Origin of the sequence: Lacrimispora struthionigena, from assembly GCF_048627165.1 — a bacterium.
Taxonomy (GTDB): domain Bacteria; phylum Bacillota; class Clostridia; order Lachnospirales; family Lachnospiraceae; genus Lacrimispora.
This window is the reverse complement of sequence record NZ_JBMBWP010000002.1, coordinates 592,027-614,987: the sequence shown is the minus strand read 5'-3', so window position 1 is coordinate 614,987 and position 22,961 is coordinate 592,027. Positions and strand designations below refer to the sequence as shown.

The window sequence follows — 22,961 nt, the reverse complement described above, 5'->3', positions numbered from 1 at the left end:
ATAATAGCAGGTCAAGTATTAAGATTCTTTTACAATCAGTATTTAACGAATTTTAAAACATCAAAAACTTAATATTGATAGATGAAATAGAGCTGACATTGTTATAATGAAATGGAAGCAACTATTTTATTCATTTTTTATTTCAAATAATATGCGGTTGCAGTTTACATTGAGAACAAATTATTGATAGTTAGTAATGTTCGGTGTATTATTAAATAGAGTTTATCGAAAAAATGTATTTGTAGATTAATAATAATGGGGGTGCTTTTCATGGAACAATTTTCTATTCCTGGAGCAGGCGGGATAATAGTTAGAGAGATTAATGGTGAAGATAATATACTTATGCAAACTCGTGTCAAACCAGAGGCTTTATATGAAGATGGGCTTATAGAAATACCCGCCGGAAAAATACGGGCTTTTGAGAGCATTTTTGATACGCTGAGAAGAGAGGTTAAAGAAGAAACAGGGCTTGATATTACTGAAATACAAGGGGAAAATTTATCGACAGTCTATAAAAGCAATTCATATATGGTCATAAATTTTATGCCTTTTTCTTGCTCTCAGAATTTAGTTGGAAACTATCCTATAATGGTCTTTGTGTTTATTTGTAAGGCAGAGGGAGAGATGCTTCCTTTTTCAGATGAGTCAAAAAATTACAAATGGACACCTGTATCTGTAATAAGGAGATTATTAGAAGATTCACCAGAAATTTTTTATCCAATGCATATAGATACTTTAAAGAAGTATATTAGCATAAGTGTTGGGAATGGACAGGATTGAAGAGGATAATTAGAATAGCTAACATTCGCATTTTATGGATTACTGCACATTGTAAACTTATCAGTGATAGTTGGAAAGATTTTGAGTAAATAGATTATGATTATTTTCAACTATGGAGGAGAATCTCTAATGAACATATTAATTATAGGTGGTACACGTTTTATAGGAGTACATTTGGTTGAAAATTTACTCTCAAACCATCATAAAGTGACAATTGCAACAAGAGGTCAAGCTGCAGACAAGTTCGGAAATAGAGTGAATAGGATCATTTTTGAAAGAACAATTGAAAGTAGCATAAAGGAGAAATTGTCTTCACTATCGTTTGATATGATTTTTGACAGCTTAGCATACTGTTCAAATGATGTAAGAATACTATTGAATAATGTTTCCTGTGAGCGATACATATTTATTTCTAGTACAGCAGTTTATAGGAAACATATGAACATAAAAGAAGAAGAGTTTAACCCATATGTGGGAGCATTGATTTGGTGTAATAGGCAGGATTATCCCTATGACGAAACTAAGCGACAAGCAGAAAGGGCATCTGTACAAGCTTTTCCTCAAAAAAATATTGTGGCGGCAAGATTTCCTTTTGTCATTGGAAATGATGATTACACAAACAGATTGTATTTTTATGTTGAGCATATTATGAAACAAAAACCAATGTTTATAGATAATTATGAAGAGCAACTGGCTTTTATACGTGCTGACGAAGCTGGAGAGTTTCTTGCATTTTTAGCGCAAAATAAATTTACTGGAGCAATCAATGGAGCAAGTGTTGGAACGATATCAATTAGGCAAATTGCTGATTATGTCTATGATCAAACAGGAAAAGTGTTAATTGTTAATAATTCTGGGGATGAAGCACCATATAACGGTGAAAATAAACACAGTATAAACACTGACAAAGCAAATCATTTAGGATATCACTTTTCATCTTTGAATAATTGGATATTTGATTTACTAGACACCTATATTGACAAAGCGAATTGTTTATTATGATCGTTACAAGAACAAAAAATTGAATTCGCAAAAATTACTAACTATCAGTGTTAAACTAAGTATTTCTCAAAAATTTAGCAACATATTATTTTTGATAGCCTTGAAGCGTGCTTATTTTTCGTAGTTATTTATATCATCTAGTGTAAATTGATCCCCGCACCTTTTTAATTCGCCTAGCACTCTTTTAATTCCATATTCTGATTGAAACCAGTTTGATTTTAATATATCATAGCCTTCAAATGGAACCACCAAAAATTCAACCTGTGGAAAAGCAGATTGATAAAACATTAAACATCTCCTTGCATGAAAAGCTTTACAAATTAATAAAACCTTTTCTAATTTAATTTTATTTTCATCTGCTACTTGTTTTGCAAATAAAGCATTTTCACGGGTATAAGAAGAACGATTTTCTCCCAAAATTGCATCTTCTGGCACCTCATTTGATAGCAATACATCTTTATAAAAGTCATATTCGGTTGGGTATTTTTTATTATATATTTCTCCTTTAGTTCGAGGACCAAGAAATTTTCCTGTTTTTATACTTACGCCACCTCCAATAAAAATATAAGGTGCATACTCATTTTTCCATAAATAAGAAGCTAATTCCCCCGATTCTGGAAAAGAACCTCCCACTACCATTATTGCATCTGCTTTCTCTGGCTTATCTTCAACAAATATAAAATCACTAATATCTTTTGTTATACTATGCATTTTTTACCTCATCTTATAATAAAATCACTTCTTTTAAAATACCACCCTGTTTGCTAACAATCAATATTAATTTTTTGATTATAAAATTAACGGAATTTAAACATTTATTTATTTGTCAGTTTATTGATTAGAATTTATGCTTTTCTTAATAGATTTTATATTAAAACAGAACATATGTTCGAAAAAAACATTGACAATAGGAATATAGTGTATTATGATCTTTGTGTCGACAAACAGAACATGTGTTCGAAAAAAGAGATTAATCTGTGGCAATGTGTATGTCATGTTTAAATGATTAGAATTAATTTCAAGCAAAATAAAATTAAAAGAGGAGAAATAATATGTCAAGTACAAACAAAACATCATTAGGATTAAATATGTGGGAGGCATCGGATAAGCCGGTGAGACAAGATTTTGTCAATGATAATACTATTATTGATGAGAAGATAACACAGTTAAATAGCAATATAAATAATGTAAGTAGCAGTTTAAATAACGTAAATAGCAATTTAAGCAACATAAGTAGTGACTTAGATTTTTATTCACAAATTTTAAAGCAACCAACAACTCAACTATCAAATGTAAATTTGAACGATTACATAAATGGAGGAGTTTATTCTATAGGTGCTACTTGCAGTAATGCGCCACCAACACTAACAGGAGGAAAACTCCTTGTTATTGAAAATGAAATTATAAATTATACAAGACAAATTTATATCGGAGGCTATGATATAAATATTTATACAAGATGCCGTTATTATTCTAATGGTTGGGTTTGGAGTTCTTGGTATAGTTTAAGTATGACAAGTGTTTAAACTTTAAAATGATCATTTATTCAAGTGGAATAACTAAGTAATCTATGTAAGCGTATCTGTTGTCAGAACTAGCGTGTATCGTCGTAGTCCAGTTGCTATTTGATCCCACCGTGACGGTAAATTGTTTACCTGCATCGGCAATTTTTACCAACTGTGGAGTAAACAGACGACGGACATCTGAAACTAAATCCACGAAAGCAAAATGACAGTTATCAAAGAAAAACTCAACAGCCCCGTTTGTATTTCTGGAAAATTCCATAGATCCTAATGCTACTACAATAGATTTTTGAGGTACTGTATAGCTCAGCTCAGTTATTGGCTCCCAATTGGTAGTATTAAATATTTTATTGGATGTTATTGTTTTCCTCACAGTATAAGCAGATTTTATCTTGTTTAAATTGCTATTTACTTAAGTTTATGGAATCGCTGATACTCCTTCTTATATTTAATATCGCAGAGTGAGTATCAGCATAATAAATTATTCTATTATCATAAAGTTTACTACCGGTTAGAGAAATACGGTAAGTAATTACATATTACAAAAATGGGATACATCATAATTGTGACATGATTCAGGTGAAAGCAACAGATGAAGAACACTTAATACAATCAATTAATAAAAATCAAGATAATCAATAATAATGAAAGGAGAAACCTATAATTATGAACCGACCGGAATGTTTACATATACCCACCCTTCACGAGGGTGAACAAGCACAAATAAGTTGGGAATTGGTAAACGAAGATACAAATTATATTGTGGAACGAGTATTTAATGAATCTTTTTTACAAGCACTGTCCGAATTCACTTGGGACAATTTTGACAGTACCAATGAACTATGGAGCAGAAACGATCAGCTTGATCTAAACTGGCATCAACTCGAGACCAGAAAAGGTAAAGGTCAGAACTGGGAACGCCTTGATTATGAACAATTAAACTGGTTACAGCTAGAGAATCATTCATATACCTGGCAGCAGTTAGAAAGCATGGAAATCAGTTTTGAAATATTTAAAGGTCTCGGTGACAAATGCTACGGAATTGAACTGGGTAGTACGTGGCTGGAATTGGACGAGTTGAACAAAGATTGGACCAGCTTGGAAAATACTGAATATACATGTGAGGAATGGGAGAATATGACGCTGCCTGGTATTTCTTGGGAGAGTATTGATTCCAGATGGCTGACATTTAACGAATGGGAAGAAAAAGGGTGTACCTTCCGTGAATTGGATACACAGAAACAGATACAAGAACACCGAGGAATGACAGATTCTATTCCAATGGGGGTGTCTAATGCAACGTATAGGATCAAAGCATATGACATAAAAGGTGATGAGTCTGATTATTTATTAACCGGACAATTGCCAGTTATTCCTATTTTTTACCGCAGTAGTACAATGAAATATCCTGTTAAGGCTGGTAAACGCTATGTAGTACTGCTAAAAGCCCATGAGGTCAGCAATCTGGAAAAAATCTGCATGAATCTCCGGTATAATCCATATTTACTCGAATTAGCCAGTTTCGCAGCCGGCAGTGTAAAAAGGATAACAGAACCAGGAAATTATCCAGAAGAAAATTTAAAAATATATTCCAGTATTCCGGGAAAACTGTGGTTTCAGTCAACCAGACAGCTGAGTAAGAATGAATGCTTTAGCGGTTCCATTGCACTGGTAGAATTTGTCGCCAAAGAAACCGGAAGCGCAGAAGTATCATTACATTAAAGATGAGAAGGGAATAGATGGACGATAAAAAAATTATAAAGGAAAATCTAGAGAAAGATGAAAGTTATACACTCGATACAGATACGGGTGAGGAAGTAACAAATGCAGAAGAAAGTGAAGAAAAAATTCTGAAAACACAGTTGAGTCGGACAATGCTGTCATCAGAGGAGGACGGTTTTACCAATATTAAACAGTATCCGGAATCCCCATTTACCTACTTTGAATCAAATCGGGTAAATGTTCAGTTAAACACCGGCAATGTCCAATATGAGACAACAGATTCTGTCCTGCCTGGTAGAGATGGTTTTGATCTAATCATTGCCAGACGCTATGATTCTGGCTGTGCTAATTTAGTGGACATGGCTCCATATGTAATAAATTCAATGCTATTAACAGGTTCTATAGATAATAGTTTTTATACAAGGACTTATGGACTGGGGCATGGGTGGTCATTTGTTTTACCGTCCATTGAGACTGTGCAGAACCTTAGATGGGCCTGGCGACCATATTTAGTCGGAACCCGCAGTTATGATTATATACTGCATCTTGAAGATGGTAGAAATTTACAAATAAGCCGAATCTCAGACAGATTTGAGGACTATAGCTTAAAAGATGTGGGCATTGTCACCAGATCGGGTACGATTCAGCACCCCTATGCAGGGAATATCACAAAACGATATAACATCATAATTGAATACAAGAATGGAAATAAGAACTATTTTCAAAGCTCATATGAAGATGATGACGATCGGGATATGCCGTATCCTATCGATTTCACACTGGTAGCCCGCCAGGATAAATTTGGTAATACTATCTTCTATGATCTAAGGAAAAACGGTGGGATGAGTATTGTGGACACCTGGGGACGTGTAATAAATCTAGAGAAGACCGATTATGGACTTGTCTGGAAACTACCAGAAAGTACAGATGGAAAAGTATGCGAAATTTCCTACAATATTGATAGGCGCAGTACTCATAAACTCAATGCAGTCACAAACTCTGTAGGCTGTGTGACTCAGTATAACTACTATAATCCTGAAGATTACAACGGTTCTATGAAATGCGCTTCCCCGGGAGTAGCAGGAAATAACACTAAAACTCAAGCGCGTAAGTATTTGTTGCTAAAGAATGTTACGTATCCTAATAATTCCTTTACACAGTTTACATATGATAGGAGTATTAGCATTGAAAATAATGCTGGTGGATATATTACCCATTTTGCGTTAACAATGAAAAGGGATATTTTTGAAGAAGTCGAATACAACCGGGGGGAATACAAATACACACTTGAACCGGAATATGCCAGTAATGGTGAATATATCAAATATGCAGAAGTAACAAATCACCAGGACATTCTGGAAAACCATCAGTTTAATAAAGAAGGCCAGCTATTAGTTAAGGAGGTCCGGCTTCAAAAATCTCTTATTTCAAAAGGTGTTTACCGATATAACAATGAACTAATGGTGTCAGCCGTTGAGCAGAAATTTGATAGGAAAAATGAATCTATCTTCCTGGAAAAGAAGAGTTCTTGGATATATTCCTCAGATCAAAAGGCTAATGTTATTCAGTTTATTGAAGAATATCCGGCTGATCCTTCCTGTAATCAGGAGATTCATACAAGCTATGGTGACTACAGCATCATTCTTGAAACAGAAAGAAAAAAAGGTTCTGATCAGATAAGAGAAACAAATGAACTTTACAAGGAATTGGGTAATAAAGTAATTAAGTTTCGTCGCATATACTTAAATGGAGTTTTAAAAGAAAAGACTGGATATGATTATAAGGATGGGGAGAATCCCTACTGTGTGACTAACGAAAAAAAGTATTTCCTTGCAGATGGTGGGAACTTGAAGCAGTCAGGTGAGTACGCAGAAATCATTTATAAATACAGCTCTTTTTCCAGTATTACCAGCAGTTATACACATAACGTTATATTAAAAGAACAGATTGGTATTTTGGATGCAGACGGCAATCTCTGCAATTCAATCCGGGAAGAATTCCAATATGATAATTGGGGACGGCTCATTTCCAAAAAGGATTCCAGAAATCAGGTTACTACCTATCGCTATGACGAGATTGGACGCATTATAACAGAAACGCTACCTTCGGTAGATGGACAGCCGGCAATTAATGCAACCTATTATAATGACCGTTTAAATTTTATCACAACAGCAGATGCAAACCACAATAAGAAAAGAATTCAATACACACCCTTTGGACAGATCAGGCAGGTATGCCTGGCTATATCTAATGAACCGGCTGCTGGCGATATTGTGCTTCAGGATTTTAAGTATAATACATGGGGAGAGCTGACAGAAGCGATCAATTATGATGGGAACGGTCGGTCTGCGGACCATATAAGAAAGACGGAACGTTATACCTACGACTCTTTTGGCAGGGTACTGTCTCGTGGAATTGCCCAAGTAGGCTACGAGGAGAAGTATGAATACTATGAGGTTTTTACCGATCCGGCGGATGGAAGAAAATACGATCGGGAAATGAAAATAATCATAGGAGATGCCTATACTCCTGATATTGTGACGGAATGTTATAAAGATCAAAAAGGTCAGGTTCGGAAGGAGATTTTAGCGGGAGAAAGGGTGTTCACCTACGAAAATGACAATGCAGGCAACAAGATCCGAAAAATTGATTCCGGTAATAAAGCAGAACGCTGGGAGTATGATTATGCTGGCCGTATAGTCAAATCCATACGCATGGATTCTGGTCAGGAACGAATTGCAAGCATTCAATATGATGGGTTAGGCAATAAACGGTTCCAATGGGATGAAGCAGGAAAAAGAACCGAATTCCAATACGATAAGGCAGGACGTTTGGTTAAAGTAACAGCCCCATTTGATTACCGCAGTCAGATTATGAAATATTTCTATGATGGAGCGGGTAATATCATAGGGGAAAAGAAAGCACAAAAAGATGGGTGGCAGGAAGTACAGTATGTTTTTGATGCCAGGAATCGATTAACCGACATTTATCAGTATTTAGGCCCAGGCAACTGGATTAAGACAACTTGCCAGTATGATGCGATGAATCAAGTCATTCAAAGGAGAACCGGTGATACCCCGTTGGGCAAAGGGCGAGAGGTGATAACACACACCTATGATCGCTTTGGAAATGTTAAGACAATGACGGATGCCCGCGGCTTTACAGAATATTATGAGTATGACAAGGCTGGAAGGCTGCAGAAGAAAATAGACAGGAACAAAGACCAGACCATTTATCAGCATGATGCACTGGAACGTGTGATAAAAGAAACTGTACAAAAAAGAACTCCTGATGGACTGTTAGTCAGCCAACGGGAATATGTCTATGGCAAAAATGGAGGAAAAATCCGGGAATCTATTAGGGAAAATGTAGAAGGAAAGCAAATCAGTCTCCTTGAGACAACGTACCGCTATAACAATAAAGGCCAGCTTATCCACCAGGAAGATCCGGGTAATACGGTGAAGGATTATACTTATGATATATATGGAAATCGTCAATCTTTTAAACTGACCTGCCAAGGAAAAGCAAATATCAGTTTGTATTATCTGTATGATGACTTATATCGTTTAAAGAAAGTTAGAAAAGAGAGTGCAACAGGAATAGTACTGGCGGAATATGAATATGACGTAAAAGGCAACCGTAAAACTCTCCGTTATCCGCAGACTGGTATGGAAACAAGTTATCAGTATAATGATGACAATCGGGTTACGGTCTTGGAAAACAAACGACAGGGAACCGTGATTTCTGCATGGGAATATAGCTATGATGTAGACGGTAATATATTAACTAAGATTAATAAAGTCGGCTCTATCCCAGTTACAGTTTCCTATTGTTATGACCGTCTGGGTCGTCTTACAGAAGAAGACTATTCCGGATGGAAGCGGACACTTTATACTTATGACTCCTATTCCAACCGTATAAAAATGATGGTAGAAGGAAGAACTAAGGATGAGTTGGTAAGTGTTACTAGCTATGAGTATGGTTTGAACAACCGATTGGAAAAGGAGACAAGAAAGCAGGGAAATACAACTGAAATTTATCGCTACCGCTATGATGATAACGGGAATGAAACCTTTCGGATTTGGGAGAAAACGGCGCCAACACCTGATTACCCGGGAAATGTCAAGCTATCAGGTACCTATCAAAAGGAGACTCCGACTGTTTATGAGTGGAGACATTATGATGGGTTCAACCAATTGATACAGATCAATCAGGATGACAAAGAGATTATATATCAGTATCGTGTAGATGGCCTGCGTTACAGCATTCAGGTAAGGAGATTAACCGAAAGCCAAGGGAAAACAAATTCGTATTGCTGGGATGGGAGTAATATTGTGGCAGAACAGGCAGATGGCGGAAAGATTAAAACTTATTTAAGGGGAATCAATTTGATTGCCAGAGAAATTGATCGTGTTGTATACTACTATGTATTTAATGAACATGGGGATGTAATCCAACTGTGGAAACAAAATGGAACTTGTAGGGCTTCGTATGAGTATGATGCTTTTGGAATTGAGAGAAAACCAGATGATGAGGACCAAAATCCGTTCCGGTATTGTGGCGAATACTATGATTTAGAGATGAAAATATACTACTTACGGGCAAGAAATTATGATCCAGATTCTTCTCGCATGTTAACTGAGGATAGTTATAAAGGAGACATTAGAGATCCGCTAAGTTTGAATTTGTACACCTATTGTTATAACAATCCTGTTAACTTTTATGACCCAGATGGACATGCCCCGTGTACAATTAAATATAGTGATAATTTATATGGTTTTTATCCTGACAGTGTACTTGAAAATGAATTAGATGTTGTCGCTGGCGGACTTATACCTTTTATTGGTGGAAGTGTTGTAGAAAAAATTCATAATACATTTAAATTTGAGACTATTACAAAGGATGATCTCTATGGAAATGTAAAAGATAAGCTTTCACTTGCTTCAGAAATTTTATCTCAGGCTGAAAAGTTAGGTAATATTAGCAAATTACCAGGGAATCTTAAAGAATTAGGAGTATCGATTGGCAAAAAAGCATCTATCATCTCTAATGCTATTACCTTGATTGATGTAGCGAAACAGTTTGTTGATAAGAAAGATTGCACAATGAATAATTTGGTTAATAGTCTTATAGGGAATTATTTGATTGCAAGTAATAGAGTAGCTGTAATTGCTAAATATTCATATGCTATGGGTAAAGTCAAGGAATTGGTAGATAGTGGTAAAGTGTCGTATACAGCTGATTGGAATGGATATATTATTGACTACTCTTACAAAAGTAAAGATATTGATAGCATAATTGAAGACTTAAATGTAGTGGAGGCAGCAATTAATACAACTTATTAAACGGTATTATTATTTTGTAAACAGCGAAATCCTATCTGATTTAAAACTACAGCCGCCTTGGGAATAATCTCTTGGCGGCCATTTTCATATAATTTTTTAATACCTTCAGAGACATGATATTTCGTGGCATAATATTGGCTTCAATCCGGTAAAAGCCGTAATCCCGAAACATAATTTCAATTCTTTGTTTCACAGCTTGTGTCATATAACCCATATTTATTTCATCTTTAACCAGGTTATACCCGAGATAGCAGGAAAGGAATACTCTTTTTACAATATTACTGAATGCCAGGGCACCGATCACCTATTATTTCCATATCAGCATCTTACAATAAAAATTCAAAGACTGCTCATAGTGGTTAGTTTGAATACAAATATGATGAAGAAAACTTTTGTTCATTTTATATAAATATCTCCTCTTCCAATACTAATCTATTAATTAAGAATACACCGATTACTACCTATTGGTAACAATTCGTTGTATTAATTTCAGATATAAGGAACTGATATAACAAACGATTCAATGTAACCATACAGACTTACTCATTGCAGTATTTAAAGCAGTCAATAATGTTAACAATATATTATATGGTGAAGAAATGCACTTATGGATTTGAAAATGCTATAAGCAGTCACTCATAACTAGCAAAGAGCTCAAGGTTGTTAAGAGCCAACTAATGATTTGATCTTATATTTAACAAGAAACCGCCCCAGGCATTGCTTTCGGCGGTTTCCATCTGCGCTTCCCAATGACTGAAAGTCAGCCATTTTGCTAACGCCCCTTTATTCATTCATATCATGGTTTAATAATACCATATGAAGGTGATCTTCCCATTTTCCGTTAATTTTTAAGTACTGTGGGGAAAGACCTTCTTCCTGGAAGCCAAGCTTTTGTGTCACCTTCAGGGATCTGATATTCCGTGGCATAATACTGGCTTCAATCCGGTGAAGACCGTAGTCCTGAAACATTATTTCAATTCCTTTTTTCACAGCTTCTGTCATATAGCCCATATTTATTTCATCTTTATCCAGGTTATATCCAAGAAAGCAGGAGAGGAATACTCCTTTTACAATATTGCTGAATGTCAGGGCGCCGATCACCTTGTCTTCTTCGCCTTTTTTGGAGATCCACAGTTTTAATGCATTGCTGTCTGCAATTTGGTTTTCCAGCTGTTTCTCCTGATATTCCGTGGTGTAATATTCCTCGGGTCTTACAGGTTCCCATTCCGATAAAAATTCCCGGTTTTTTATATAATAGTCCGTGATCATGGGGGCAAATGACAGTTCCGGTGTTCTTAGTAAAAGCCGTTGGGTTTCATAAAATGTTGACATGTTTTCCTCCTGTTGTATTAAAAAATTGGAGTAAAAGTATAGCATGCTTGGGAGGACATGTCAATAAAATTTAAAAGAGGACCTGATATAAAATTTAAAAGAGGACCTGATATCTTAAATTATTAATAGAAGAAAATAATACAACTGTATAATCTTTACAAGAATTCCCCTTCCATATTGTGAAAATAAAAAATTTAGAGTACAATAGAAAAGTATGGAGGAGAGTAGCAAATATGAACGAGAACATGGATTTTCACACACATAAGGCAGAGGATGGAACGGAATACACCCATTCCCATTTACCCGGACACCCTCATAAGCATACCAATACAAAGGTGGTTATGAACCGGCTGTCCCGTGCGATCGGACATTTGGAATCTGTGAAACGTATGGTCAGTGAGGAACGGGACTGCAGTGAGGTACTGATCCAGTTATCAGCTGTTATATCAGCGTTAAATCAGACTGGAAAGGTGATTATCAAGGATCATATTGAACATTGTATTGTGGACGCGGTGGAATCAGGAGACAAGCAGGCAATTGAGGATTTGAACAAGGCAATTGACCGTTTCATTAAATAAACAAATTCCTTTCTACAGGAAACCTTATCCAGTAAAAATGAATTGCCCAAACACACTTTTCGAAGTATAATTACTTGAAGTGTGTTTTTTTATACCAACAGGCAGAAAATGTAGAAAGAGGTAGATTCATTTGTTAAATCAGTTTTCCAGAACCCAGCTGTTACTGGGGGAAGACGCTATGAAGCGTCTGTCAGAAGCGAAAGTTGCAGTATTTGGGATTGGCGGAGTGGGCGGATATGTTGTGGAAGCTCTGGTAAGAAGCGGAGTCCGTTCCTTTGTTCTTGTTGATGATGATAAGGTATGTCTGACCAATATTAACAGGCAGATTATAGCCACCAGAAAAACGGTTGGCAAATATAAGGTAGAAGTAATGAAAGAGCGGATCTTAGAGATCAATCCTGATGCTGAGGTGGAGATGCATAAATGCTTCTTTTTACCGGAGAATGCAGGAGATTTTTCCTTTCAGGACTATGATTATGTAGTGGATGCGGTGGACACGGTAACAGCCAAGCTTCAGCTTGTGATGCAGGCAAAAGAGGCGGGCGTTCCAGTCATCAGCTGCATGGGAGCAGGAAACAAATTAGACCCCACCAAGTTTGAGGTCGCTGACATTTATAAAACATCGGTTTGTCCCCTTGCAAAGGTTATGAGAAGAGAGTTAAAGAAGCGGGGAGTGAAAAAGCTTAAGGTGGTTTATTCAAAGGAAATCCCAACCAGGCCCATCGAGGATATGTCCATCAGCTGCCGGACAAACTGTATCTGCCCTCCCGGAGCTGCCCATAAGTGCACAGAGAGAAGGGATATTCCCGGAAGTCTGGCATTTGTGCCGTCTGTTGCAGGTCTGATCATCGCTGGAGAGGTCATTAAAGACCTTGCAGGCGGGCAGCAGAAAGCGTAAAAGGAATAGGAGATAAGGATATGGATTCAGAATACATGGATAATTGTGGATGCAGTCTGTCATTACAACAGCTGGAACAGATGGATCAGTCAGAATATGTTCTGGTGGATATCAGAGAGGAAAGAGCCTATCAGCACGGATTTATTCCAGGTGCCATTCACATGGATATGGAAGCAGTCTCAGTAGAAGATTGCACCCTTCCTAAAGGGAAAAAGATTGTTTTGTATTGCTTAAAGGGTGTAATCAGCGAGCAAGCGGCAGAGACTTTAAGAGAAAAAGGATATAAGGCCTACAGTCTGGCAGGAGGCTATGGAGCATGGCTCATTCAGACCATGAAGAAAGAAGAGCAGGGTCAGGGCAGGCTGGAAGAGATTGAAAAGAGTATCAGAAAGAAATTTCACAAGGAACTATTCAGTAAATTTGCCAAAGCAATCAATGAATACGAGCTTGTAAAGGAAAATGACAAGATAGCCGTGTGTATCTCAGGAGGCAAGGACTCCATGCTGATGGCGAAGCTGTTTCAGGAGATCCGGCGCCACAACAAGTTTCCTTTTGAACTGGTATTTCTTGTTATGGATCCGGGGTATCATGAAACAAACCGTCAGGTAATTGAAAACAATGCCAGACTTTTAAATATTCCCATTACCGTATTTGAAACACAGATTTTTGATGCAGTCTATGAAGTGGAGAAATCCCCCTGCTATCTGTGTGCAAGAATGAGAAGGGGGCATTTATACAGCAAGGCGAAGGAACTGGGCTGCAATAAGATTGCACTTGGTCATCACTATGATGATGTGATTGAGACCATTCTCATGGGAATGATGTACGGAGGTCAGATCCAGACTATGATGCCAAAGCTGCACAGTACCAATTTTGAAGGTATGGAGCTCATTCGCCCGCTTTATCTCATCAGAGAAGATGACATCAAACGGTGGCGGGATTACAATGACCTTCATTTTATCCAGTGCGCATGCCGGTTTACTGATACCTGCACCACTTGCAGGACAGATGGAAATACCGGTTCCAAGCGGGTGGAGATTAAGAATCTGATCAGTCAGCTGAAGGAGACCAACCCCTACATTGAAGGCAATTTATTTAAAAGCGTGGAGAATGTAAATTTAAGCACCATTATTGCTTATAAAAAGGATGGGGCTGTTCATCATTTCCTGGATGACTATGATGAGAAAAAGACTGATAAAAAAGAAAATCAACAAGAATATTAGAATTAGGCTTGAAAAACATATTAACCTTGTGGTAAATTATGAATAGGAGGTTATGCATATGAAAATTTCAACGAAAGGCCGTTATGCTATCAGACTCATGATTGATCTGGCAGAGCACAATAACGGAGAATTTATCACGCTGATGGACATTGCCCAAAGGCAGGAGATATCAGAGAAGTATTTGGAATCCATAGTCTCTATTTTAAGTAAGAATAATCTCCTTATCTCTTTACGGGGAAAAGGCGGCGGCTATAAGCTTGCCAAGGATCCGGAGCTTTATACCGTGGGGAGCATTTTACGGTTAACGGAAGGATCACTTGCGCCTGTATCCTGCCTGGAAGGGGAGACCAATAACTGCAACAGAGCGGGTCAGTGCCAGACTCTGGAGATGTGGGAAGGACTTAATAAGCTGATTAATGATTACTTTGACGGGATAACCATTGCAGATTTGATTCATAAGAATGATTATATGAATAATTATGTGATATAGGAGAATTGGAAATTCAATTATTGCTATATATGAGATAGCGGAAAACAGGCATCGAAAGGTGTCTGTTTTTTATGCATTCAGGAAAAATGGTATTGTTACAGTTAAAGCCAGTTAAAACAATATTAAGGCTCTTGTGCAATTCCACAAAGCGATGCTAATCTGTTTTTGTCAAATTTTGGAAGCTAACATGTACAATTTTAGCACTTGTATTGTATTTTAAGTAAAAAATGTTAACATATTGTTAAAAGAAAGACAGCCAGGTAATAGATATCTAAATTTTTTTTTAAGGAAGGAATGAATTTATGCGAACAGTATTAATATTAATTATAGTTATTGTTGGTTGTGCGGATCTTACAAGAGCTATTATGAAACATTATAATTATAAAAAATATAAAGGTGAAACGACAGGTACAATCGTTAGTATAAGGGAATATCACAAACGAGGTTATTTCTTAAAAGATATGGAGTATTATCCTACTTATCGATATATTGTGAATGGAATTGTTTACGAAGTAGAATTTAATTTATATGAGAAAAAAGATGGTCTATTACAGATTGATCAGGAAAAAAATATTCAATATGATGAGAATGAACCAAGAAACTTTTTTCCTGGAGATAAGAAAAACGCATGGCGATTAATTGCTTTTAAAGATATTTTTATAGTAACTTCATTTGCCTTATTAGAAATATATAAAAGATTTTTTTGATCTGTGTTCAAATATTAGCTGGCAAAATCTGATATTGAAGTAAAGGACTATTACATATTTATTATGATTTATATGATGAGAAGATGTCAGGCTTGTATACTCAAGCCTGACATCTTAAGGTTTTTGCGCCATGGGCGCGCTCTAAGGAGGGGGAGTCGTGTTTTTTGAAAGCTATCATCAGCTTGCCGGTGAAAGTCCGGTCAAGGTAATCGCCAGTGATTCACAGCTTTATGGAATTCCGGCAGCACGGACCCTTAATTCCACTTCCGTCCCTTTTCCAGGCACACTATGATAGGTTAGGCCATACTCCGGACCGTAAAGGATCTGAAGACGGCGGTGGGTGTTAAAGACGGCGATGTTTGTTCCGGTTTTACTGGTCCCCTTTCCGGATAAAAGGCCGGAAAGCATATCCTCAGGGATTCCCACCCCGTCATCGGAAATCAGGATTACAGCTGCATTCTCTTCCAGCCATCCGGTGATAACAATGGTTCCTCCTTTTGGAACTTTTTCCAAAAGGCCGTGGAGAATTGCATTTTCCACCACTGGCTGAAAGGTCAGCTTTGGAATGGTGCAGTCCATCATATAATCAGGCATATCGTTGACCAGATCAATGACCTGATGATACCGCATATTCTGGAGACGGACATAGATATTTGCATGCTCCAGTTCATCTGCAATGGTGCTAAGAGTCTCTTTCCTGCTCAGCGTCAGTTTGTAAAAACGGGAAAGATCCACAATTGCTTCCGATACCTCATCGGTTCGCCCCTGTTTTGCCAGCCAGTTGATCATGTCCATGGTGTTATAGAGAAAATGGGGATTGATTTGAGCCTGGAGCGAGTGAAACTCGGCAAGCCTTAAATCTTCAGCGGCCTTGTTCTGTTCCGCAATCAATTGATTCATGGCTCTGGTCATATAGTTGTAGGTATCAATTAATCCACCGATCTCATCGTGATACACAGAATCAGGCAGAGGAGTGGGAGGACCGGAGCGGACTCTGGACATCTGAAGAATGACGGAGGAAATACGGTTGGTGATGGAATGGGATAGTTTGGTTGCAATTAAAAATGCAGTTATGATACAAACCAGATAGATGAAGAAGAAACCTATCACAATAAGGACACTTTTCTGGATGATGGATTTGGTAGGAATGACGGCAACCATAAACCAGTTTGTTTTCTGTATGTGATAAAAACCTGCATAAACATCTTCTCCCAGAATCTTCTTCATGATAAAGTTATCAGATGACATAAAATAATCCCGGACCTTGCCATAACTGAAATGATAAATGCCGGCAAGTCCATGATTGGAGGTAGCCACCGTGCTGTCCCGGTCATTGATAATATAGGCTACACTGGTATCCTTGGATAAATTGTTTTTCAGAAGACTTGTAAAAGGGGTCTTGGAATAGTAAATGGCAATATAACAGGTTCGCAATTCCTCATTATAAGGAATGGAAGCTTTTGTTATAAAGGCCATATCTCCGGATTCCTTTACCTCTATGGGACTTAAATAAAACTCAGGGCAGAAAAGAGAGCTATAAGTACGGTTTCCCTGAAAAATACCATGCCAGTACGCACCTCTGGCTTCGCTCATAGGACGGAAGATTCGTCTGGTGTCTTTCTTGTAAAAGATGGGCTGGGAATCTGGCAGATCCATGTAAATGCGAATGTCGGTTATGTATTCTCCATCAATGGTTTTTTTCGCCAGTCTGCAAAAGTCTATGGCATCAGCAGAATCTGTGAGCGGGTCAGCGTTCTGGTAGTCCCTGGAATGAAACAGATTTCGGTAATAGGGATGCCCTTCCAGGTCTTTTTGTGCGGTAAGAATAGTATCAATGAGCAGATCGATCTGTGGTATGGTCATAGCAGAGGCTGTCTGTTCTGAGCGGACGGTATAAGCTAAAACCATATTGTAGAGTTTTCCGTAAAAAAAGAGAAACATAACCAGCATGGGAATGGTGGTTATGAGCAGATGGGTAATGGTAAATTTTGTTTGCAACATCATATTGTTGTAATAAGTCTTTGCCCTTCGTATCAGATGTCTCATTTCAGCATTTTCTCCCTGTAATCAGATGGTGATAAGCCAGTCAGCTTTTTGAAACTTTTACTAAAATAATTTCCGTTGCTGTAACCTACTTTTAAAGAGATATCGGCAATCTGATAACCAGGATCAGCCAAAAGTTCCTTTGCTTTTTTCAGCCGGTATTCCGTAAGATACTGATTGATGGTCTGCCCGGTTTCATTTTTAAAATAGGTACATACATAAGAGGCAGATAAGAAAACCTCATTGCCGATATCGCGAACCGATAGAGAATCATTATGATAGTGAGTGTGAATGTAATCTTTTATCAGAAATATAGTGGAATTATCCGGCATATAGGACCTGGCTGCTTCAAAGAACAACTCTGTCTTTTGTGTCAGCTTTTCATGAAGCTCATTAAAACTAAAACAGTTTTCAAGAAGCTTCATGGCATTTTCCGGTTCTGTGGCCGGAGCCAGCCGAAGCTGCTGGCGGCAGTCTTCTAATACCATGAAAAGCTTATAATACAGGTCTCTTGCCTCATGTGGGAATATATTTTTTTGCTGATAAAATTCATGATGAAGCTGTAATAGCAAATCTCTAACCGTGTTTAAATCCTTTGTTAAGACAGCTTCTGAAAGGAGAGGGACATAACGGTTGTAAGAACCATTACCTGGCTTTTCTGTGTTAACAGCAATCTTTTTTTCAGGGGTAAAATAGGTGCCTGAATCAAAGAAAAAACTGCTTTGCATAAGGGAAACTGCGCTGGCATAGGAGTCGTAGGCTTTCGAGATGCCGATGTATGTCTCCCCTTTGCTGATATAAAATGCACATGTCTGCTGAAAGCATTTTTTTAAAAATGCACCGATCCGATCCATGGACGGGGAAGAAGGCGGTGTAGGAGACAAGATGTGAAAAATGTGGTATTGGATGTATTTTGAAATATAGTAAACTCTGTTACAGGAATAGGAAAGAAATATTTCTAAATCAGTCAGTATCTGATTCATGTGGTTTAAATCTGCCTGGCTTTGCTCCACTTTTACAACAAAGGAGGTAACGCTTAAGGAAGGCGTCAGTTTAATTTTCAGTTCCTTTGCCAAAACAGCAATGGTTTCTCTGCTGTCTTTATATGGCTGAGTCAGGGCAGCGGCAAAAGATGAGTCTGCTTCTCTGGAATAAAACAACTCATTTTTTACGGTTTTCATGTTTTGTCTGACGCAGTGATAAGCCTCTTTTATGGTAGCGGTCACTTCTGCGGGATCCAGAGGTTTTTCTACGTAGTTTATGGCTTTCAGGCGTATGGCGGCCTTTAGATATTCTTTGTCGGAATAGCCGCTCATAAAGATAAAAGCGGAATTGGGGAGAAGCTTCTCCAGCCGTTCCACCAGCTCAATCCCGTTCATTCTGGGCATTCTCACATCGCATAAAACGATTTCCGGTCTGACTTCTCTGGCAATCCGAAGTCCGCTTACGCCGTCTTCGGCCTGGAACAGCGTAAAGATTCCCAAAGACTCCCAATCAATGGAATTGATCAGACCGATTCGTGTAAGCTCTTCATCATCAACAATCAGTAATTTCATTGCAGTACCCCCAACCAGCGATAATATAGTTCTATTTTAACTAAATAAAGAAAGAAAACAAGGAAAAATAGAAAAATAAAACTTGTTAAATAAAAACACAAAAAGAAATTACCCATATCAAAAAATAATACCGTTTGCCTTCCAGCCTGCCGATGATAAACTGATAACAGTTGAGAAGGGAGGAAAAAACGGTGTCCGATTATGTATTGGAATTAAAAGGGGTTACAAAAATATTTCCTGGGGTAAAAGCCTTGAATCAGGTTCATTTTAATCTGAGAAAAGGTGAGGTCCATGCATTGATGGGAGAGAATGGGGCAGGAAAATCCACATTCATCAAAGTGATTACAGGAGTCCATAAAGCCGAAGAGGGAACGATCTTTCTGGACGGTGCTGAGGTGGATTTTAAGGGGCCGAAAGATGCCCAGGCAGCCGGAATCGCGGCAGTTTACCAGCACCCCACTTCTTATCCCGATCTTTCCGTAACGGAAAATATTTTTATGGGCCATGAAATGATAAAAAAAGGAATCATTCAGTGGAAGTTTATGAATCAGGAAGCAGATAAGCTGTTAAAGGAACTGAATGCAGATTTTAAGTGTTCCGATGAGATGGGAAACCTAAGTGTTGCCCAGCAGCAGATGGTGGAAATTGCAAAGGCGCTCTCCACACAGGCGAGAATCATTATTCTTGATGAGCCAACCGCAGCATTGACAAGAAATGAATCAGAAGAATTATACCGGATTGTTGATAAGCTAAAGGCTTCCAAAGTTTCGATTATCTTTATTTCCCACCGGTTTGAGGATATGTACCGGCTGGCTGACCGGGTAACCGTATTTCGTGACTCTAAGTACATCGGCACTTACCAGACCGATGAGATAACCAATTCTGATCTGATCAGAGCCATGGTTGGGCGTGAAATCAACGATCTTTTTCCAAAGACGGAGATCCGGAGAGGTCCGGAAGTCTTACGCATTGAACAGCTCTCAAGGACCGGATATTTTAAGAACATCAGTTTTAAGCTGCATCAGGGGGAGATCCTGGGACTTACCGGATTGGTGGGAGCAGGCCGGACAGAGGTGGTGGAAAGCATCTGCGGAATCACAAAACCGGACTCAGGCAACATTTACTTAGAAGGAAGACGACTGCTCATAAAAAAACCGGCTGATGCCATGAAGGAAGGAATTGTGCTGCTTCCGGAAGACCGTCAAAAGGAGGGATTGATCCTTAGCTGGGGGCTTGGGCGCAATGTAACTCTTCCTGGTTTAAAGAAGTATTCCAGGCGTGGTGTGATCAATGAAAAGATGGAAGATGAAACCGCAAAAGGGCTTCTGGAAGAAGTGGATACCAAGGCAGTTTCTATCTTTGATCCGGCAAGCTCTCTTTCCGGAGGAAATCAGCAAAAGGTGGTTGTGGCAAAAGCCCTGAGCCAGGAGATGAAGGTGGTCATTATGGATGAACCGACCAAGGGGGTGGACGTAGGGGCAAAAGCGGAGATATATCAGATCATGGGTGATTTGGCAAAAAAAGGCTACGGCATTCTTTTAATCTCTTCTGAAATGCCGGAGATTCTCGGTATGAGTGACCGGATCCTTGTGATGTGCAACGGCAAAATTTCCGGAGAATTATCCCGTGAGGAAGCGACTCAGGAATCCATTCTTCAGTATGCCATGGAAAAATCCGAAAAAGATAGGGAAAGGAGTTTGGACTAATGGGAAAAAACAGCTTGATAAAAAGGATTACAGGCTCCAGAGAGGCCAGCCTGCTCCTTGTTCTCATGGGTTTATGCATCATCATACAGATTTTAAGCCCTTCATTTCTGTCCGCCAAATCCCTTCAGGATATGGTGAAGAATAACGCGGTTATTATGATCATGGCATTAGGAATGCTGTGCGTTTTGCTCATCGGTGGCATTGATATTTCCATTACCTCAACCCTGGCGGTTTCCGGTATGGCTGTGGGCATGCTTTTAAAGTATAATGTGGTACATAATACATTCCTGCTGTTTCTCATCGCCATATTAATCGGTGCCGTGTGCGGAGCCGCAATCGGGCTTGTGGTATCAAGAGGTAAAGTGCTTCCAATCATAGCGACCATGGGATTTATGTATATCTACAGAGGCTTTGCTTATCTCATAGCCAAAAGCCAGTGGGCAAGTGCAGAGAATCTGGGAGACTTTAAAAATTTTGCCCTGGAAAAAGAACTGGGTCTTGGACTTTTAAATAACGTGATCGTCATTGTACTTCTATGTTATATCATCTTTTTTGCGGTGATGAAATGGTCGAGAACAGGAAGAAAGATCTATGCAGTGGGAAGCAATCCCGAGGCAGCGGCCATATCCGGGATCAATACCATGAAAATTAAACTGATCGTCTATACGGTTATGGGCATGCTTTCCGGTTTGTGCGGCGCTCTGTCGGTTGCTGTGTATTCCTCTGCTCAGCCAAATATGCTGTACGGAAAAGAAATGGATGTGATCGCTGCCTGTGTCATTGGCGGGGTTAGCATGTCTGGCGGCCGGGGAACCGTAGCCGGTGCTTTACTGGGATCTTTAATCTTAGCGGTCATAGCAAAGGCCCTGCCTCTGGTGGGAATTGATTCCATCGTACAGAATACGGTAAAGGGCGTTATAATCTTAGCTGTTATTATTTTAAATGTAGTGGCTCAGCGTATGATGCAGAAGAAAAATCTAAAAAGAAGGGAGATGTAGCAATGGCGGGAAAATCAGGCAGAAGCATATCTGCGCAGTCAGATCAAAACTGGAAAAAAAGGATTTTAAGCTGGGAAGGTGTACTTGTCCTTCTGTTTCTCATGGTAAATCTGTTTTGTATGGTTATCTCACCAAGCTACAAACCGGTGAATGTACTTCGAGAGATGCCAAAGTATTTAACGGAAGTCTTCCTTTTGCTTCCTATGGCGTATATTCTGATCTTGGGTGAAATTGATTTGTCGGTTGGAGCGACGGTCTGTCTGTCCGCAACTACCGCCTGTCTTGCAGGCAATGCGGGAATACCGTTTCCCGTGGTGTTGTTGATTGGAATCTTAACAGGAACCGCCTGCGGGCTCTTTAACGGTATTGCCGTGACCCTGTTTACAGAACTGCCGTCCATGATTGTTACCTTAGCCACCATGATTATTTTCCGTGGAGCTGCAGAGATTGCTTTGGGCAGCGGAGGTTCTGTCTCTCTTAAAAACAATCAGGGCTTTCGCGCCATGGCAGGAAAAATCTTTTCCGTTCCTTATATTTTCTTTGTTGTTATAATTGCAGCGATCATTTTTACCTTTCTGTTGAGTAAAACAACATTTGGGAGGAAGCTGTATGCCATTGGCAGCAACCGGAAAGCTTCTTATTATTCCGGAATTCATGTTCAGAAAATACGTCTTCTGGTGTACTCCGTTGCAGGAATGATGGCCGGCGTCAGTGCCATGTTTCTTGTATCCGTGCTGTATGGTGCCAATACCACCACGGGAAGCGGCTTTGAACTGGATGCAATCGCCATGGCTGTGTTTGGAGGAATCTCAACGGCCGGGGGAAAAGGAAAGCTGACCGGTGCCATCATATCCGCATTTATCATCATCTGTTTAAGAATCGGATTAGGTCAGATCAATATGAATCCTCAGGTCATTCTGGTGATCCTGGGAACACTGCTGATTCTGGCAGTCATGATACCGGAAATAGGTAAAAATGTGAAAAGGAAACAACTGTGATACAAGACACCGGGGGTGTTTTAGTATAAAACTATGATTAATAAAGGGAGGTAATCGTAA

At 38.8% G+C, this 22,961-nt stretch carries 18 protein-coding genes; 13 read left to right on the top strand and 5 right to left on the bottom strand.

The window, feature by feature from the left end:
• Window positions 1-270: 270 nt before the first annotated feature.
• Together ACOAOT_RS11745 and ACOAOT_RS11740 are read left to right on the top strand one after the other, a co-directional pair.
• Window positions 271-780 (top strand): NUDIX hydrolase, encoded by a 510-nt coding sequence (locus tag ACOAOT_RS11745; protein ID WP_420217124.1) that lies wholly within the window; start codon window positions 271-273, stop codon window positions 778-780.
• Window positions 781-909: 129 nt separating this feature from the next.
• Window positions 910-1,782 (top strand): NAD-dependent epimerase/dehydratase family protein, encoded by an 873-nt coding sequence (locus ACOAOT_RS11740; RefSeq protein ID WP_420217123.1) that lies wholly within the window; start codon window positions 910-912, stop codon window positions 1,780-1,782.
• A 111-nt stretch (window positions 1,783-1,893) separates the two neighbouring features.
• Here ACOAOT_RS11740 and ACOAOT_RS11735 read toward each other — a convergent pair whose 3' ends face one another.
• Window positions 1,894-2,493, bottom strand: coding sequence for a YdcF family protein (locus ACOAOT_RS11735; protein ID WP_420217122.1), 600 nt, complete (start codon window positions 2,491-2,493; stop codon window positions 1,894-1,896).
• A 341-nt stretch (window positions 2,494-2,834) separates the two neighbouring features.
• Between ACOAOT_RS11735 and ACOAOT_RS11730 the strand changes: the two genes are divergently transcribed.
• The 3 genes from ACOAOT_RS11730 (at window position 2,835) to ACOAOT_RS11720 (ending at window position 10,372) form a co-directional block, all read left to right on the top strand.
• Complete coding sequence (locus ACOAOT_RS11730) at window positions 2,835-3,308, top strand: pyocin knob domain-containing protein (protein WP_420217121.1); 474 nt, start codon at window positions 2,835-2,837, stop codon at window positions 3,306-3,308.
• A gap of 663 nt (window positions 3,309-3,971) precedes the next feature.
• Complete coding sequence (locus ACOAOT_RS11725; protein WP_420217120.1) at window positions 3,972-5,027, top strand: hypothetical protein; 1,056 nt, start codon at window positions 3,972-3,974, stop codon at window positions 5,025-5,027.
• Between the two features lie 17 nt (window positions 5,028-5,044).
• On the top strand, window positions 5,045-10,372 hold the full coding sequence (locus ACOAOT_RS11720; protein WP_420217119.1) for an RHS repeat-associated core domain-containing protein: 5,328 nt from the start codon (window positions 5,045-5,047) through the stop codon (window positions 10,370-10,372).
• A gap of 46 nt (window positions 10,373-10,418) precedes the next feature.
• Here the strand turns inward: ACOAOT_RS11720 and ACOAOT_RS11715 are convergent, their stop codons facing one another.
• Window positions 10,419-10,676: a GNAT family N-acetyltransferase gene (locus tag ACOAOT_RS11715; RefSeq protein WP_420217118.1), complete on the bottom strand. Its 258-nt coding sequence runs from the start codon at window positions 10,674-10,676 to the stop codon at window positions 10,419-10,421.
• Between the two features lie 479 nt (window positions 10,677-11,155).
• Complete coding sequence (locus ACOAOT_RS11710; protein ID WP_349670476.1) at window positions 11,156-11,704, bottom strand: GNAT family N-acetyltransferase; 549 nt, start codon at window positions 11,702-11,704, stop codon at window positions 11,156-11,158.
• 233 nt (window positions 11,705-11,937) lie between these two features.
• On the opposite strand from ACOAOT_RS11710, the gene ACOAOT_RS11705 reads away from it, so the two are divergent.
• The 5 genes from ACOAOT_RS11705 (at window position 11,938) to ACOAOT_RS11685 (ending at window position 15,600) form a co-directional block, all read left to right on the top strand.
• Complete coding sequence (locus ACOAOT_RS11705; RefSeq protein ID WP_104438584.1) at window positions 11,938-12,282, top strand: metal-sensing transcriptional repressor; 345 nt, start codon at window positions 11,938-11,940, stop codon at window positions 12,280-12,282.
• A gap of 130 nt (window positions 12,283-12,412) precedes the next feature.
• Window positions 12,413-13,180 carry a tRNA threonylcarbamoyladenosine dehydratase gene (locus tag ACOAOT_RS11700; protein WP_104438583.1) on the top strand — a complete coding sequence of 256 codons (768 nt, stop codon included), beginning with the start codon at window positions 12,413-12,415 and terminating at the stop codon, window positions 13,178-13,180.
• 20 nt (window positions 13,181-13,200) lie between these two features.
• Window positions 13,201-14,403: a rhodanese-like domain-containing protein gene (locus ACOAOT_RS11695; RefSeq protein WP_420217117.1), complete on the top strand. Its 1,203-nt coding sequence runs from the start codon at window positions 13,201-13,203 to the stop codon at window positions 14,401-14,403.
• 58 nt (window positions 14,404-14,461) lie between these two features.
• Window positions 14,462-14,893 (top strand): RrF2 family transcriptional regulator, encoded by a 432-nt coding sequence (locus tag ACOAOT_RS11690; RefSeq protein ID WP_104438582.1) that lies wholly within the window; start codon window positions 14,462-14,464, stop codon window positions 14,891-14,893.
• A gap of 302 nt (window positions 14,894-15,195) precedes the next feature.
• On the top strand, window positions 15,196-15,600 hold the full coding sequence (locus tag ACOAOT_RS11685) for a hypothetical protein (RefSeq protein WP_420217116.1): 405 nt from the start codon (window positions 15,196-15,198) through the stop codon (window positions 15,598-15,600).
• A gap of 228 nt (window positions 15,601-15,828) precedes the next feature.
• Here ACOAOT_RS11685 and ACOAOT_RS11680 read toward each other — a convergent pair whose 3' ends face one another.
• Complete coding sequence (locus tag ACOAOT_RS11680) at window positions 15,829-17,646, bottom strand: sensor histidine kinase (protein WP_420217115.1); 1,818 nt, start codon at window positions 17,644-17,646, stop codon at window positions 15,829-15,831.
• A complete protein-coding gene (locus ACOAOT_RS11675; protein ID WP_420217114.1) occupies window positions 17,643-19,199 on the bottom strand; it encodes a response regulator transcription factor in 1,557 nt (518 codons plus the stop codon). Before ACOAOT_RS11675 ends, ACOAOT_RS11680 begins: the two co-directional genes overlap by 4 nt.
• A gap of 191 nt (window positions 19,200-19,390) precedes the next feature.
• Here ACOAOT_RS11675 and ACOAOT_RS11670 point away from each other — a divergent pair, with 191 nt between their 5' ends.
• The 3 genes from ACOAOT_RS11670 to ACOAOT_RS11660 are packed head-to-tail and all read left to right on the top strand — an operon-like array spanning window position 19,391 to window position 22,901.
• Window positions 19,391-20,905 carry a sugar ABC transporter ATP-binding protein gene (locus tag ACOAOT_RS11670; protein WP_420217113.1) on the top strand — a complete coding sequence of 505 codons (1,515 nt, stop codon included), beginning with the start codon at window positions 19,391-19,393 and terminating at the stop codon, window positions 20,903-20,905.
• On the top strand, window positions 20,905-21,903 hold the full coding sequence (locus ACOAOT_RS11665) for an ABC transporter permease (RefSeq protein ID WP_420217112.1): 999 nt from the start codon (window positions 20,905-20,907) through the stop codon (window positions 21,901-21,903). The genes ACOAOT_RS11670 and ACOAOT_RS11665 overlap by 1 nt, the downstream gene beginning before the upstream one ends.
• A 2-nt stretch (window positions 21,904-21,905) precedes the next feature.
• Window positions 21,906-22,901 (top strand): ABC transporter permease, encoded by a 996-nt coding sequence (locus tag ACOAOT_RS11660; RefSeq protein WP_420217111.1) that lies wholly within the window; start codon window positions 21,906-21,908, stop codon window positions 22,899-22,901.
• Window positions 22,902-22,961: the final 60 nt, after the last annotated feature.